General features: G+C 70.4%; 12 protein-coding genes and 2 tRNA genes. 5 read left to right on the forward strand and 9 right to left on the reverse strand.

From position 1 onward, the window contains the following. Positions 1-58 precede the first annotated feature (58 nt). Positions 59-1,513 (reverse strand): catalase, encoded by a 1,455-nt coding sequence (locus EOT10_RS34505; RefSeq protein ID WP_127832326.1) that lies wholly within the window; start codon positions 1,511-1,513, stop codon positions 59-61. 184 nt (positions 1,514-1,697) lie between these two features. On the opposite strand from EOT10_RS34505, the gene EOT10_RS34510 reads away from it, so the two are divergent. The 4 genes from EOT10_RS34510 to EOT10_RS34525 all read left to right on the forward strand — a co-directional run bounded on the left by EOT10_RS34510 (position 1,698) and on the right by EOT10_RS34525 (position 5,161). Beyond that, positions 1,698-2,114 (forward strand): Fur family transcriptional regulator, encoded by a 417-nt coding sequence (locus EOT10_RS34510; protein ID WP_127832327.1) that lies wholly within the window; start codon positions 1,698-1,700, stop codon positions 2,112-2,114. Between the two features lie 183 nt (positions 2,115-2,297). Then, positions 2,298-3,080, forward strand: a complete 783-nt coding sequence (locus EOT10_RS34515) for an ABC transporter ATP-binding protein (protein ID WP_127832328.1) — start codon at positions 2,298-2,300, stop codon at positions 3,078-3,080. Beyond that, entirely contained in the window at positions 3,077-3,940 is an 864-nt protein-coding gene (locus tag EOT10_RS34520) for an ABC transporter permease (protein ID WP_127832329.1), read from the forward strand. Before EOT10_RS34515 ends, EOT10_RS34520 begins: the two co-directional genes overlap by 4 nt. 87 nt (positions 3,941-4,027) lie before the next feature. Continuing rightward, positions 4,028-5,161 carry an ABC transporter substrate-binding protein gene (locus tag EOT10_RS34525; RefSeq protein WP_127832330.1) on the forward strand — a complete coding sequence of 378 codons (1,134 nt, stop codon included), beginning with the start codon at positions 4,028-4,030 and terminating at the stop codon, positions 5,159-5,161. Positions 5,162-5,209: 48 nt separating this feature from the next. Here the strand turns inward: EOT10_RS34525 and EOT10_RS34530 are convergent. The 4 genes from EOT10_RS34530 to EOT10_RS34545 all read right to left on the reverse strand — a co-directional run bounded on the left by EOT10_RS34530 (position 5,210) and on the right by EOT10_RS34545 (position 10,625). After that, positions 5,210-5,283: transfer RNA gene (locus EOT10_RS34530), tRNA-Met, on the reverse strand. A gap of 210 nt (positions 5,284-5,493) precedes the next feature. Next, complete coding sequence (locus EOT10_RS34535; RefSeq protein ID WP_127832331.1) at positions 5,494-7,341, reverse strand: SEL1-like repeat protein; 1,848 nt, start codon at positions 7,339-7,341, stop codon at positions 5,494-5,496. Positions 7,342-7,550: 209 nt separating this feature from the next. Continuing rightward, a tRNA-Met gene (locus tag EOT10_RS34540) sits at positions 7,551-7,624 on the reverse strand. Between the two features lie 43 nt (positions 7,625-7,667). Next, positions 7,668-10,625, reverse strand: coding sequence for a UPF0182 family membrane protein (locus EOT10_RS34545; protein WP_127832393.1), 2,958 nt, complete (start codon positions 10,623-10,625; stop codon positions 7,668-7,670). A 138-nt stretch (positions 10,626-10,763) separates the two neighbouring features. Between EOT10_RS34545 and EOT10_RS34550 the strand changes: the two genes are divergently transcribed. Continuing rightward, positions 10,764-11,306 carry a PPA1309 family protein gene (locus tag EOT10_RS34550; RefSeq protein ID WP_127832332.1) on the forward strand — a complete coding sequence of 181 codons (543 nt, stop codon included), beginning with the start codon at positions 10,764-10,766 and terminating at the stop codon, positions 11,304-11,306. A 72-nt stretch (positions 11,307-11,378) separates the two neighbouring features. Here EOT10_RS34550 and EOT10_RS34555 read toward each other — a convergent pair whose 3' ends face one another. The 4 genes from EOT10_RS34555 to EOT10_RS34570 form a co-directional block, all read right to left on the reverse strand. Then, positions 11,379-12,467, reverse strand: coding sequence for a YlbL family protein (locus EOT10_RS34555; RefSeq protein ID WP_127832333.1), 1,089 nt, complete (start codon positions 12,465-12,467; stop codon positions 11,379-11,381). 25 nt (positions 12,468-12,492) lie between these two features. After that, entirely contained in the window at positions 12,493-12,732 is a 240-nt protein-coding gene (locus EOT10_RS34560; protein WP_127832334.1) for a hypothetical protein, read from the reverse strand. Positions 12,733-12,879: 147 nt separating this feature from the next. Continuing rightward, on the reverse strand, positions 12,880-13,344 hold the full coding sequence (locus tag EOT10_RS34565; protein ID WP_127832335.1) for a molybdenum cofactor biosynthesis protein MoaE: 465 nt from the start codon (positions 13,342-13,344) through the stop codon (positions 12,880-12,882). A 106-nt stretch (positions 13,345-13,450) separates the two neighbouring features. Further along, complete coding sequence (locus EOT10_RS34570; RefSeq protein WP_127832336.1) at positions 13,451-14,563, reverse strand: SDR family oxidoreductase; 1,113 nt, start codon at positions 14,561-14,563, stop codon at positions 13,451-13,453. Positions 14,564-14,595 lie beyond the last annotated feature (32 nt).

Raw genomic sequence — 14,595 nt, forward strand, 5'->3', positions numbered from 1 at the left:
TACGCGAAGAGGGCCGGCCCCCGAAGGAGCCGGCCCTCTGCCTACGGCAGGCGTCCCGTCAGCCGCGAAGGGCCTGGACCGCGACCTCCAGGCGCTTGCCGAAGTCACCGTCCGCCTGACGGAAGTTGCCGATCGCGCGCTCGGCGATGTCGTCGCGGGAGACGCCCGCGATGTTCGCCGAGAGGTTCTCGATCAGGCGGGCCTTCTCATCCTCGGACATCAGGCGGTACAGGTCGCCCGCCTGCACGAAGTCGTCGTCCTCGGCATGCGAGGGGGCCTCGTGGCTGCCCGTGCCGCCGGTGACGGCGGACGTCACCCACAGCGGCCGGTCCGTCTGGGCGGGGCCGCCGAAGGAGTTGGGCTCGTAGTTCTTCGCGCCCTTGTGCCGGCCGTCGTACAGGTGCCCGTCACGGGAGTGGGTGCGCGCCTCGGTGGCGTGCGGCCGGTTCACCGGCAGGTGGCCGGCGTTGATGCCGACGCGGTAGCGGTGCGCGTCGCCGTACGCGAAGAGGCGGCCCTGGAGCATCTTGTCGGGGGACGGGCCGATGCCCGGCACGAAGTGGGCGGGCGAGAAGATGCTCTGCTCGACCTCGGCGAAGATGTTCTCCGGGTTGCGGTTGAGCTCCAGCCTGCCGATCTCGATCGGAGGGTAGTCCGCGTGCGGCCACACCTTGGTGAGGTCGAACGGGTTGAAGCGGTACGTCGCCGCGTCGGCCGCCGGCATGATCTGCACCTGCACGGTCCAGGACGGGAACTCGCCGCGCTCGATGGCCTCGCGCAGGTCGCGCTGGTGCGAGTCCGGGTCCTCACCGGCGAGCTTCGCGGCCTCGTCGGCGGTGAGGTTCCTGATGCCCTGGTCGGTCTTGAAGTGGTACTTGACCCAGAAGACCTCGCCGGCCTCGTTGTTCCACTGGTACGTGTGCGAGCCGTACCCGTTCATGTGGCGCAGCGTCGCCGGGATGCCACGGTCACCGAAGAGCCAGGTGACCTGGTGCGTCGACTCGGGGCTCAGGCCCCAGAAGTCCCATACGTTGTCGGCTTCCTGGCTGCCCGTGTAGGGGTCGCGCTTCTGCGTGTGGATGAAGTCGGGGAACTTGATGGCGTCCTTGATGAAGAACACCGGGGTGTTGTTGCCGACGAGGTCGTAGTTGCCCTCCTCTGTATAGAACTTCAGCGCGAAGCCGCGCGGGTCCCGCACGGCGTCGGCCGAGCCGAGGCTGCCCGCGACGGTGGAGAACCGCAGGAACGTCTCGGTCTGCTTGCCCACCTCGGAGAGGAACTTGGCCCGCGTCCACCGCGAGACGTCCCGGGTCAGCGTGAACGTGCCGTAGGCGCCGGCGCCGCGGGCGTGCACGATGCGCTCCGGGATGCGCTCGCGGTTGAAGTGGGCGAGCTTCTCCAGGAGCGACTGGTCCTGGACCAGCACCGGCCCGCCGATGCCCGCGGTCTCGCTGTTCTGGTTGTCGGCGACCGGCGCGCCGGCCTCCGTGGTGAGCGGTCCCTGCGACGTCACGTGCGCCTCCTGCGTCGAGTCCTACTGGTCCTGCGAGTCCTGTCCCCCGGCTTCGGCCCTCCCTCTTGTGTTCCTCTTGGCCAAAGCCTGGCCTCGATCCTACAATGGACATTGTCTAAGTCAAGGAGCTATCCAAAGTCACACCCGTTCGGGACCTGGTTCCCCGCCTGTTAGGCTGACCCTCATGAGTGACCTGTTGGAACGACTGCGCGGACGCGGCTGGCGCATGACCGCGCAGCGGCGCGTCGTGGCCGAGGTCCTCGACGGAGACCACGTACACCTGACGGCCGACGAGGTGCACGCGCGCGCCGTCGCCAAGCTCCCCGAGATCTCCCGCGCGACCGTCTACAACACGCTCGGCGAGATGGTCTCCCTCGGTGAGGTCATCGAGGTCGCCACGGACAAGCGCGCCAAGCGCTACGACCCGAACGCACACCGCCCGCACCAGCACCTGGTCTGCGCGCGGTGCGGCGCCATCCGGGACGTCCACCCGAGCGGCAACCCGCTCACCGACCTCCCCGACTCCGAGCGCTTCGGCTTCACGATCTCGGACGTCGAGGTCACGTACCGCGGCGTCTGCCCGAGCTGCGCGGCGGCGTAGCGCACACGACTCCTCCGAAGAGGGCCCGCACCGACCGGTGCGGGCCCTCTTCGCGCACCCTTCTCGTACGCCTTCTAGTACGCCCCCTTGGTACGTATCTCAACAACCCGCCCCCTTCCCCAATCTGACGACCCGTCATATCGTCGGCGGCGCCCACCTCCGCCGCACCCTGGGAGGGAACCCGTGGGACATCCGCACCCCAAACTCCAGGCCCGCACACTCACCCGGTCGTTCGGACGGGGCCACCGCACGGTGGCGGCCCTCGGCCCGCTCGACCTCACCGTCGCCCCCGGCGAGTTCACCTGCGTAGTCGGCCCCTCCGGCTGCGGGAAGTCCACCCTCCTGCGCATCGCCGCCGGCCTGCTGCGCCCCACCTCGGGCGAGCTCGCCATCCGCACCGACAGCGACCGCCCGGCCGCGATGATCTTCCAGGACTACGGGATCTACGACTGGAAGACCGTCCAGGCCAACGTCCGCTTCGGCCTCGACATCCAGAAGGTCCCCCGCCGCGAGGCCGACGCCCGCGCCACCGACTGGCTCTCCCGCATGGGACTCGCCGACTTCGCGGACGCCTATCCGTCCGCCCTGTCGGGCGGCATGCGCCAGCGCGTCGCCATCGCCCGCGCGCTCGCCGTCGAGCCCGAGATCCTGCTGATGGACGAGCCGTTCGCCGCCCTGGACGCCCAGTTGCGCACGATCCTCCAGGACGAGCTCCTCGACCTCACCCAGACCACCCGCACCACCACCCTCTTCATCACCCACAGCCTGGAGGAGGCGATCGTGCTCGGCGACCGCGTCCTCGTCATGTCGGCCCGGCCGGGCCGCATCATCGCCGAGCGCCGCCCGCCGTTCGCGCGCCCGCGCACCGGCGACATCCGCGCGACGCCCGAATTCACCGCGCTGAAGGGCGAGTTGTGGGACCTGCTGCGGGGCGAGGTCCGCCGCGACGAGGTGGTCCCGGCATGACGACCACGACCCCGAAGGAGGACACCCGGCTCCTGGTCAGACGGCCGGGCCCGCAGGAACTCCACCCCGCCCGCACCCACCGCAGGCGCCGCACCCTCGAACTCTCGCTCGCCGTCGCCGTCCCCCTCGCCCTGATCCTGCTCTGGCAGCTCGCCGCCACCCAGTCATGGATCGACGACCGCGTCTACCCGGCGCCGTCCACGATCCTCGCCGACGGCTGGCACCGCGCGGCGGACGGCGAACTGTGGCCGGACGTGTGGGCCACCCTCAAGCGCGTACTCGCCGGATACGCGATCGGCACGGTCACCGGATACGCCCTCGGCCTCCTGATGGGCTCGCTCTCCGTCGTCCGCGCCGCCCTCGAACCGATGCTGGACGCGCTGTACGTCGTCCCGAAGCTGGCCCTGCTGCCGGTCTTCCTGAACATGTTCGGACTCGGAGAGGGCCCCCAGATCGCGCTCGTCGCGGCGACCGTCTTCTTCTTCGTGTGGATCTCCACGATGGCGGCCGTGCTCGCCGTCCCCGCCGGCCACCGGGACGCCGGGCAGGTCTTCGGCGCCTCGCCGTGGCAGATGTTCCGGCACGTCCTGCTGCCCGCGTCCCTGCCGGCCGTGCTGGTCGGCGCCCGTATCGCGGCGGGCGTCGCGGTCCTGGTGATCGTCGCCTCCGAGCAGATCGCGGCCACGAACGGCCTCGGCCACCTGATCTTCGACGCCCGCGCCCTCTTCCAGAACGACGTGATGTTCGTCGGCATCGTCTGCGTCGCCGTCCTCGGCGTCGTCTTCTCCGAACTGGTGCGGATCGCGGGCCGGCTGCTCACCCCGTGGGCCCCGCGCGACCGCGGCCGCGGCCAGTCCTGACCCCGTCCGTCCCTGACCTCCCCCCTGACCTCCTCCCTGCTCTCCCCCCCCTGACCTCCTCCCCGCCCCTTCCCGTACGGAGGCTCCATGCGCACCAGACTCATCTGTACGACCCTGCTCGCGGCCGGCGCCCTGCTCACCTCGGCCGGCTGCGCCAAGACCGAGGCGAACTCGGACGGGCCCGCGAAGCCCCGCGCGGTCAAAGCGGTCGCGGGCTGCGAGAAGAACGGCTGGACCGACCCGTCGGACCTGTCCCCCGACCGCGCCCCGGCCCGCTGTGCCAAGGGCACGCCCGCCCCCGTCAAACTCGCGAAGACCCGCAAGCTCACCATCGCGACGGGCACCCTGAGCGCCGAGTACGTGGCCCCTCTCGAAATGGCCCTGGAGAAGGGCGAGTTCAAGAAGGAGGGCCTCGACGTCACCCTGAAGGTCCTGCCGACCCCGGACGCGCTGCCGCTCCTGGCCAAGGGCGACATCGACGCGCAGTGGGCCGCCCCCGAGGCCGCCGTGATGAACGGCATCGCGGGCGGCTTCGACATCAAGTGGGTCGCCTCGAACTTCTCCTCCGACCCGAAGTCCAGGAGCGGTCTGTGGGTGCGCCTGAAGAAGGGTGAGAGTCCGGACCACGTGTCGATGGCGGGACGCAGGCTCGGCACGATGATCGGCAAGGGCTCGGTCATCTCGTACCCGATGGACAAGGCCCTGAAGAAGCACGGCGGCGGCCTCGACAAGATCCAGTTCCAGCAGCTCGGCGCGGCGGACGTGCTGACGGCGCTCCAGAACGGCGGGGTCGACTCGGCCTGGCTGCTCGACCCGGTGTGGCGCAAGGTCGACGGCGACAAGCGGTACGCGTTCCTGGGCGGCCAGCCCGCCGGCGAACCCCTCGGCGGCCTCCTGTACGGCCCGAAGCTCCTGACGGAGGACCCGGACGCCGGGGTCGCGCTCCTGCGGGCGTACATCCGTACGGTCAACACGTACTTCGCGGGCGACTACAAGAAGGACCCGGCGTTCGTCGCCGACCTGGCCAGGCTCCTCAAGACGGACAAGGCCGTACTGGAGTCGACGCCGTCGCTGCACATGGACTGGGAGATCAGGTCGGGCACGACGGACCGGCTGCAGGCTGCGTACCGGACGGCGGGCGTCTCCAAGGGCGCCCCGCTCCCGGAGAGCAAGGTCGTGGACCGGGCGCTGTACGGGGAGGCGGTGGGCCACCGGCCCTGAAACAGAGCTGAGGCCCGGAACCAATGGTTCCGGGCCTCAGGCCTTCAGTAGCGGGGACAGGATTTGAACCTGCGACCTCTGGGTTATGAGCCCAGCGAGCTACCGAGCTGCTCCACCCCGCGTCGGTGAACCAGACTCTACGCGAGGCCCCCCGACCAGCGCAAATCGCTTACCGCGCCTCAACTGGTTACCCCGCCTTAACTGGTTTGTGGGCAGGCGTTCCGCACGGCGATGGGGGTCCCCCCGCTCGAGCGAAGCCGAGAGTGGGGGAGGGTGGGCACAAACCGACCCACCGGCCCGCACCCGCCCGACGGCCCCGGCCCGCGCAAGCCCTACGCGGACAATTCCGACCGCAACGCGTCCCGCAACCGCCCAGCCCGCTCCGCAACCTCCGGAGGCCCAAGCTCGACAGCCCGATGCGCCCACCGCTGCCCCTCGACCAGATCCCCGCGCCGAGCACAGAGCAGCGCAAGCCGAAGCGCCGCCCGCCCGTGCCCCGCGTCAGCGGCCCGCGTCCACCACAGCGCGGCCTCCGGCTCGCTCCCCTCGCGGGCGAGCAGCAGCCCGAGATTGAACGCACCGTTCCGCGATCCTGCCTCCGCGGCCTCCCGGTACCACCGCGCCGCGGACACCACGTCACCCCGCGCCGCGGCCAGCATCCCGACCCGCACCTGCGCACGCCGGTGCCCCTGCTCGGCGGCCCGCTCGTACCACTCCTCGCACTCGGCGCGCTCACTGACGCACTCGCCGAGCGCAGGCGGCCCGGGCGGCGGCTGCCGCGCGTCGAGGACGGTCGCCAGCCGGTACGCGCCCTCCGCACTGCCCCCACCCGCCGCGCACCGCAGGTGACGCTCGGCGGCCTGCTCGTCACCGTCGCGCAGCCGGGCGATCCCGGCCTGCAGCGCGGCCTCGGTGTGCCCGCCCGCCGCAGCCCGCTCGTACCACTGCAGGGCGGCGCCCTGGTCACCCCGGCTCGCGTGCAGGATGCCGAGGTTGAAGGCGGCGTCCACGCTGCCCGCCTCGGCCGCCTTGGAGAACCACGGCTCGGCGCCCGCCGCGTCGCGGCCCTGGAGCAGCAGTACGGCCAGCGCGTTCGCCGCCTCGCGGTGGCCGGCGTAGGCGGCACGCCGGTACCACTGGTCGGCCTGCGCGGTGCGGCCCTGCTCGGCGCAGAGCAGCCCGAGGTTGTACGCGCCGTTGATGTCGCCTGCGTCCATGGCCGCGCGGTACCAGCGCTCCGCGGTCTGGGTCTCACCGCGCTGGGCGTGCAGGGCGCCGAGCGCGTTCGCCGCGTTGCCGTCGCCGTCCTGGGCGGCGCGCAGCCACCAGACGGCCGCGCTCTCCTCGTCGCCCGCGTCGCGCAGCAGGAACGCGAGCGCGCACGCGGCCCGCGCCTCGCCGTCCTTGGCGGAGTTCAGATACCAGCGGCCGGCTTCCTTGAGCTCGCCGCGCCGCTCCAGGATCGCGCCGAGGTGCAGGGCGGCCCGGCGGTGTCCGCGCGCGGCGGCCTGCCGGTACCACTGCTCGGCCTCCGCGGCCGGGGGCAGTTTCCTGCGGGTTCCGGTCGCGGTCGGATCACCGGAGGCACCGGTCTCGGCGCGTAGAGCCCCCTCAGGGCGCTGCTGTGCGGCGCGGCGGTCGAGGGTGCGGGCGAGCCGGTAGGCCGCCTCGCGGTGGCCGTGCTCGGCGGCGGCGCGCATCCAGCGCTCGGCGCCGGCGTCGCCGCGGTGTTCGAGGAGGTCGGCGAGGGCGTAGGCGCCGAGGGCGTGACCCTGCTCGGCGGACTGGCGCAGCCAGTACTCGGCGGCGGGCTCGTCCCCGCGCTCGCGGTGGTGGCGGCCGAGCGCGTGCGCGGCGGCCGCCGAGCCGGCCACGGCGGCGATCCGCCACCAGCCGGCGGCCTCGTCCGCGTATCCGCGCTGGTGAAGGAGAACACCGAGGTTGTTGGCGGCGGCGCGGTCGCCCGCGGCCGTGGCGGCGCGCAGCTGCGGCTCGGCGCCGTCGAGGTCACCGCGGCGCAGCAGCATGGCTCCGAGGACACTCATCGCCTCGACGTCGCCGGACTCGGCCGCCGGCCGATGGCGTTCTTCCTCCGCGGCCGCCCCGGGTTCCTCCCGGTCGGCCGGCTGCGCAAACCGCCCTGTCTCCAACAGAGTTGCCTTGTCCCCCATAACGTTCATCGTCGCACCACCTGCAACCTGGGTACACCGGGTATACCGCAGCCATTGAGGTCACTACAGCGTTTTGTCGACTTGCCCACAGGGAGATAAGTGAAACACAAAAACCTCAACTACCCCCGGGAGAAGCACGCTTCGCACGCACACACGCTTGTGAGCACATGACGAAGGCCCGGATCCTGAATGATCAGGATCCGGGCCTTCGCCTGCAGTAGCGGGGACAGGATTTGAACCTGCGACCTCTGGGTTATGAGCCCAGCGAGCTACCGAGCTGCTCCACCCCGCGCCGTTGTGTTCAAACCGTACCACGGCGCGAGGGGGTCACTCGCTCAGCTGCTCGATCCTCCACTGTCCTTGCTCGCGCCCTCACCTGCGCTCTTGTCGGCGTTCTTGCCGGCGCTCTTGTCGGCGTTCTTGCCGTTGCCGGCCGCCTTGTCGGCCTCGGACTGCGCCTTCTCGGCGCGCTGGAGGGCCGCCTCCAGCTTGTCCTGGGCGTCGGCGTAGGCGTGCAGGTCGCCCTTCTTCATGGCGGCCTGGCCCTCCTCGAAGGCCTTCTCCGCGTCCGCGAGGGCTTCCTTGACCGTGGAGTTCGCCGGCGGCTGCGTGGTGTCGCCACCGGGCTTCTGCGGCTCGGCCGGCGGCTGCGCGCCGTCCACACCGAACGCCTGGGTCAGCGCGTCCCCGAGATTGTCGGCGAAGCCCGTTCTGTCGCCGTAGGAGACGGCGACCTTGCGCAGCAGGGGGTACTCCGCGTTGCGGCCCTGTGCGTAGATCGGCTCGACGTAGAGGAAGCCCTTGTCGAGCGGCACCGTCAGCAGATTGCCGTAGAGGACCGTCGAGTCGGCGCCCTTCATGTCGCGGACGAAGTTCGCCACGGACGACAGGGAGTTGAGCTTGTTCTGCACCTGTTCCGGGCCGTACACCTTGTCCTCGGTGACCCGAAGCAGTCGTATCGTGCCGTAGTCCTTGCTGGTGGCGTCGGCGTCGACCGCCATGAACGCCCGCAGATTGGGGCGTCCGCTCGGTGTGAACGTCGTCGTCAGCGAGAAGTTCTGGCTCGTCTGACCCGGCATCTTCATGGACAGGTAGTACGGCGGGACCGCGCTGTTGTCCTTCTTCGTCGGGTCGTTCGGGACCTGCCACGCGTCCGACGCGTTGTAGAACTGGTCGGAGTCGGTGACGTGGTACAGCGACAGCAGTTCACGCTGGACCTTGAACATGTCCTGCGGGTACCGCAGATGATCCTTCAGCTGCTGCGGGATCGCGCTCTTGGGCTCGACCGTGCCGGGGAACGCCTTCTTCCAGGTCTTGAGGACCGGGTCCTTGTCGTCCCACGTGTACAGCTTGACCGTGCCGTCGTACGCGTCGACGGTCGCCTTCACCGAGTTGCGGATGTAGTTGACCTGGTTCTGCTGGGCCACCACCGCGCGCTGGTTGTCCCCCTCGTTGAGGGAGTCGGCCGTGGTGTCACCGAGCGTCGTACGGGACGCGTACGGGTATCCGTTCGACGTCGTGTAGGCATCGACGACCCACTGGATCTTGCCGTTGACGACGGCCGGGTAGGCGTCGCCGTCGATGGTCAGCCACGGTGCGACCGCCTCGACGCGCTCCTTGGGCGTGCGGTTGTAGAGGATCTTCGAACCGCTGCCGATGGCTCCCGAGTAGAGGATCTGCGGCTCACTGAGCGACACCGCGTAGGCGGCGCGGTTGATCGGGTTGGAGAGGCTGACCCCACCCTTGCCGCGGTAGCTCGTGGTCTTCTGCGTGCCGTCGTCCTGCTCGTAGTCGAGCTCCTTCTGGGGACCGCCGACGATCGAGTACTGGCGCGTCTTCTCGCCGTAGTAGATCCGCTGCTGGTAGTCGCCCAGGGTGCCGCCTGCCGGCAGGCCCGACTCGGTGAACAGGGGTGCGCCCGGGGAGTCCGGGTCGGTCTGCGTGCCCTTGGCCGAGACCGCTCCGAAGCCGTGCGTGTAGGTGAAGTGGTCGTTGATCCAGTTCCGCTTCTCCACGCCCGCGAGGTTCAGCTCGCGCAGGCCGATGACGGTGTCCTGGCCCTTGTAGCGGTCGACGTCGAGCGTCTTGGGGAACTGGTAGTACTTCCGCTCCTGTTCCAGCTGCTGGAACGTCGGCGAGACCACGTTCGGATCGTTGACCCGGTAGCTGGCCGCCGAATCGGCGTCCGTGCGCTGCTGCTTGGCGTCCTTGACCGTGCCCTTGCCGGTGTAGTCCACCGGGGACACTCCGTCGATGCCGTACGCCTTGCGGGTCGCCTCGATGTTCTTCTCGATATACGGGGCTTCCTTGGACTGCTCGTTCGGCTGGACCTGGAACTTCTGGACGATGGCCGGGTACACGCCGCCGATCAGGATCGCGGAGAGCACCATCAGGCCGAAGCCGATGACGGGCAGCTGCCAGGTGCGCCGCCATAGCGTCGCGAAGAACAGCACGGCACAGATCGCGGCGATGCAGAACAGGATGGTCTTGGCGGGCAGATACGCGTTCGCGTCGACGTACCGCAGGCCCGTCCAGTTGTTCGTCGCCTTGAAGTCGCTCGACTTCACCGCGAGTCCGTACCGGTCGAGCCAGTACGCGACGGCCTTCAGCGCCACGAACACGCCGAGCAGCACGGAGAGATGGCCGGTGGCCGCGGCGCTGGCGCGCGCGCCCGGGCTGGTGATGCGCAGCCCGCCGTACAGGTAGTGGGTCAGCGCGGCCGCGATCAGGGAGAGGATCGTCGCCGCGAAGCCGAAGCCGAGCAGGAACCGGTACCACGGCAGGTCGAACGCGTAGAAGGACACGTCGAGATGGAACTGGGGGTCCGTCTGGTGGAACGGCACGCCGTTCACCCACATCAGCCAGGTGCGCCACTGGGTGGCGGCGGAGGCGCCCGCGATGAGGCCGACCAGGGCGGTGACGCCGAGCAGCAGCCACTTCTTGTAGGGCGCGATGCTCATGCGGTACCGGTCGAGGCTCTGCTGCTCGATCGACATGGCGCTCAGCGGGGGCCGCAGACGGTGCGCGAGCCAGACGTTCACTCCGACACCGGCCGCCATCAGCAGGCCGAAGACGAAGAACAGCCCGATCTTGGTCCACAGTGTGGTGGTGAACACGGACGAGTAGTCGACCGATCGGTACCAGAGCCAGTCGGTCCAGAACCCCGCGAACATGGTGAACGCCATGCCCAGTACGGCAAGGACGCCCAGCGTCATGAGCAGGCTGCGGGCCCGCCGCGAGGGCCGGCCCACTCTGATCCGTGGCCCCGTCGGGCCTCCGCCGCGGTCCGGCATCTGGAAAGCCAAGGTGCGCACCTCGAAGTTCGAAATCGATCGGTCAGGCCCCCGTGATCGCGGACCCATCACCTATGCAACTTACTCACGCTTTACTCAGTTCCCGGTTCCGGGTACTAACGAGGCAGGATTGTGACCATGTCCAACACTCCCATGGCAGCCAGCCCGCTCACCCGGGCCGTACTCGAGATCGACGAGTACACCTCCGGCCTCGGCTGGGACCAGCCCGCCCGCCTCTTCGCCCTTGTCGACACCGCCCGTCTGCGGGCCCAGGAACCCGGCCTCGCGGCCCAGCTCGGCCTGGACGGCGAGCAGGAGGCCGCGGCCTTCACCCCGATCGAGCAGGACGAGGTGCCCGCCGACAAGCCCCTCGACGAGTTCCTCGGCACCATCGCCTGGCCCGACGCGGTCGTCGGCTGCGCCCTCGCGGTGGAGCGGCTGATGCTGCCGCCGTCCGCGGAGGCGTCCGTTCCGGAGGGCCTCGGTGAGGCGCAGCTCGCGAAGTGGGTGGCACAGCACCCGGACCGCCAGGAGGTCCGGATGACGGTCGCGGTGCTGCGTGACGGCGCGCGGGAGTCGGCGCTGCGCCTGCGCGAGAAGGACTCCGCGACCGAGGTCCTCACGGGCTCGGACCTGGTCCCGGGTCTGGCCGAGGCCCTCGCGGCGACGTTCGCCGAGTAGGGCGGGAACACGAAAGGGGCGCCGCGGTCTGTCCGCGGCGTCCCTTTCCCGTACGCACGTACGGGGAACTCCTCAGCCCTTGGCCGTGCACTTGGGCAGGTCGGCGGTCCTGCCCGTGCGGACGTCCTTGAGGGCGGTCATCGCGTCGTCGATGGTGTCGACCTTGACGAGGGTGAGGCCGCCGGGGACGTCCTTGGCCGCCTCGGCGCAGTTGTCCTTCGGGGTGAGGAAGTAGCGCGCGCCCTTGCTGCGGGCGCCGACGGTCTTCATCTGGATGCCGCCGATCGGGCCGACCTTGCCGTCGTCGTCGATGGTGCCGGTGCCGGCCACGAACGTGCCGCCGGTGAGGTTGTCGGGCGTCAGCTTGTCGACGATGCCGAGGGCGAACATCAGTCCGGCGCTGGGGCCGCCGACGTCGGCGAGCTTGATGTCGATGGCGAACGGGAACGTGTGGTCGGTGCCGGCCTGGATGCCGACGATGGCGCGGCCGTCCTTGGCCTTCTCCGTGGTGACCGTCACGTTCTGTGTGCGGGTGGCCTGCTTGCCCGCCTTCTCGGCGGCAGCGGCCTCCTTGACCGGCACGATCGTGAAGACGACGTCCTGGCCCGGCTTGTGCTTGGTGACGAGCTTCGCGACGTCCGCGGGCTTGTCGACCTTGGCGCCGTCGACGGCCTTGATCACGTCACCGGCGTGCAGCCTGCCCTCGGAGGGGCTGCCCTTGATGACCGACTGGACGATCACCCAGGACTTCACGGGGATCTTCAGCTCGTTCAGGGCGGCCACCTTGGCGCTCTCCTGGGACTGGCTGAACTCCTCGGCGTTCTCCTGGGAGGACTGCTGTTCGGTCTTGCCGTCGGGGTAGAGCGTGTTGTGCGGCACGACGATGCTGTCGTGCGCCAGCCAGCCGTAGACCGCCGAGACGAGGTTCATGTTGTAGTCGGCGCTGGTGACCCGGACCGTCGTCATGTTGAGGTGACCGGTCGTCGGGTACGTCTTGTGGCCGGAGATCTGGAGCACCGGCTCGCCGTCGTGGTCGCCGAGCGTGTTGACCGTGGGTCCCGGGGTCATCTCGGCGTAGGGCACTTTGATGAGCACTCCCGCGCAGAGCAGCGCGATCAGCATCAGGGTCGAGGCGAGCATCGTCGCGGTGCGGCGTGGCATGGAACGACAGTACGGGACCTGTCTGTCAGTGCACCGCCGGGGCGTCCGTACGGGACTCCACGGACGCGGGCCGCGAGCCCGCGTCGGAGGCGGTGCCGTCCGCTTCCGGGCCGGTGTGCGACTTCTCCATGGCCTCGCGGAAGCGGGCGTACCCGTTGAGTTCCGTCGCGTCGCCGGTCCTGCGGTTCCGTGCGGCCCAACTGCCCCACAAACCGGCCCCGACCGCTGCGACAAGCGGAATGAGCAGCCACATGAGCGCTGCCATGCCGACCTCCGACCCCGTGAGCCACCGCAACTGACTGATCAGCAGATTAACCATCCGCTGCGTCAACGCTCGCCTCAGGGGTGCGGTTACGCAACCGGAGCCCACCCAGGCGGGCGACTCGCGTGACCGTGGCCGGATTCCGCCCGGTCAGCAGGCCCCGACCCACTCCTCGGTGCCGTCGGAAAACTTCTGGTGCTTCCAGATCGGCACCTCGTGCTTGAGGTCGTCGATCAGCTTGCGGCAGGCCTCGAAGGCCTCTCCCCGGTGCGGGCAGGACACGGCGACGACGACCGCGAGATCGCCGACCGCCAGATCGCCCACCCGGTGGACGGCCGCGAGCGCGCGCACCGGGAACTGCGCGACGACCTTCTCGGCGACCCGGCGCATCTCGGCCTCGGCCGTGGGGTGGCACGAGTAGCCCAGCGCGTCGACGTCGGCGCCGCTGTCGTGATTGCGCACGGTCCCCACGAACAGCGCCGTGCCGCCCGCCGCGTCGTCCCCCACGGCCCGGAAGACCTCGTCGAGGGACAGGGGGGTGTCACGGATCGCGAGAAGCCGGATGGGATCCGGCGCCGACTGCTCTCCGGGGTGGTCGTACGTGGTGCGTGCCATGAGGCCATCGTGCCGTACGCGGGCGGCGGCGTGGAATAGCGCTTTCCACCGGCACGCACGCGTACCGGCTTGGAGCCTCCTACAGGGAGGGCTGGTGGGCGGGCGGTCAGATCCTTCGCCGGGCCTTGCGGGCGCGCCGCACCACGGCGGCCGCGCCCAGCAGGGCGACGGTGGCGCCGGCCGCTCCGGCCGCGGTCGCGTCCTTGCGTCCGAGGCGGCGGCCCGCGACGGTGTGCCGCCCGGAGACCTCTTCGAGGAGTTCCGCGAGGACCTCCTCGTTGGTCCACTGGGGGCGCCAGCCCGCGTCGTGCAGCCGGCTCACGCTGACGACCCAGGGGTACATCGTGTACGCGAGGTCACCCGCGGGGGACGGCGTGAGCCCGATCCGGTGAAGTCTGGCGGCGGCGCCGAGGGCGACCGCGGAGGGCAGCTCCATGCGCCGGATCCCGCTGAGCTCCTCGATCTCCTCCTGCTCCAGCCAGCCGTCGCAGCCGACGGCGAGCTCCCCCTCGACCTTCTCCAGGACGGCGTACTCCAGGGCGCTGCACAGGTCCTCGACGTGGCAGAACTGCCAGGCGGGCCGGGAACCCGCCACGACGAGGAGCCGCGGCGACTCGAAGTACCTGGTCAGGGCGGTGTCGGTGCCGCCGACGAGGATGGCGGGCCGGACGACGGTCACATTGAGGCCGGGGTGGGCGCGCGGGGCGCGCCGGGCGAGCCGCTCGACCTCCAGGAGGTCGCCGACGCCGGTGGCCTCGGCGGTCGCGCGCAGTTCGGCGTCTTCGGAGAGGGGCAGTTCGTTGTCCTCGAGCGCTCCGTAGACCATCGCCGACGTGCACAGGACGACGCGGTGGACGCCGGCGGCAGCCGCGGCGGTGAGCACCGTCTGGGTGCCGCGCACGTTGTAGGCCGTACGCGCGGCGGGGTCGGTCTCCAGGTCGAGGTCGAGCGCGAGGTGCACGACGACGTCCGCGCCGCGCAGCTTCTCGGCGATCGCCGGGTCCCGCACGTCCAGGATGTGCCAGGTCGCGGACGCGCACTCGCCCCGGCGCTCGTCGATGGCCAGGACCTGCTTGATCTCGTCGGACGCGGCGAGGCGCTCGGTCAGCAGGGCGCCGACACCGGTGGCGGCACCGGTGACCGCGACGACGGGCCCGCGCGCGCCGGAACGGGTGGAGGGGTTTCGCGCTGCGCGAACCTGTGGATCTGGGGAACTCACCGGGCGTCTCCAGCGGTTGTCTTCAGTACGTG

This window comes from Streptomyces antnestii, from assembly GCF_004005495.1.
Classification (GTDB): domain Bacteria; phylum Actinomycetota; class Actinomycetes; order Streptomycetales; family Streptomycetaceae; genus Streptomyces; species Streptomyces antnestii.

What these genes read in the sequence shown, in the direction of transcription:
- EOT10_RS34510 (WP_127832327.1), top strand. Translation starts at nt 1,698, where the DNA reads ATGAGTGACCTGTTGGAACGACTGCGCGGACGCGGCTGGCGCATGACC.
- EOT10_RS34520 (WP_127832329.1), top strand. Translation starts at nt 3,077, where the DNA reads ATGACGACCACGACCCCGAAGGAGGACACCCGGCTCCTGGTCAGACGG.
- EOT10_RS34525 (WP_127832330.1), top strand. Translation starts at nt 4,028, where the DNA reads ATGCGCACCAGACTCATCTGTACGACCCTGCTCGCGGCCGGCGCCCTG.
- EOT10_RS34535 (WP_127832331.1), bottom strand. Translation starts at nt 7,341, where the DNA reads ATGAACGTTATGGGGGACAAGGCAACTCTGTTGGAGACAGGGCGGTTT.
- EOT10_RS34545 (WP_127832393.1), bottom strand. Translation starts at nt 10,625, where the DNA reads ATGCCGGACCGCGGCGGAGGCCCGACGGGGCCACGGATCAGAGTGGGC.
- EOT10_RS34550 (WP_127832332.1), top strand. Translation starts at nt 10,764, where the DNA reads ATGTCCAACACTCCCATGGCAGCCAGCCCGCTCACCCGGGCCGTACTC.
- EOT10_RS34555 (WP_127832333.1), bottom strand. Translation starts at nt 12,467, where the DNA reads ATGCCACGCCGCACCGCGACGATGCTCGCCTCGACCCTGATGCTGATC.
- EOT10_RS34560 (WP_127832334.1), bottom strand. Translation starts at nt 12,732, where the DNA reads ATGGCAGCGCTCATGTGGCTGCTCATTCCGCTTGTCGCAGCGGTCGGG.
- EOT10_RS34565 (WP_127832335.1), bottom strand. Translation starts at nt 13,344, where the DNA reads ATGGCACGCACCACGTACGACCACCCCGGAGAGCAGTCGGCGCCGGAT.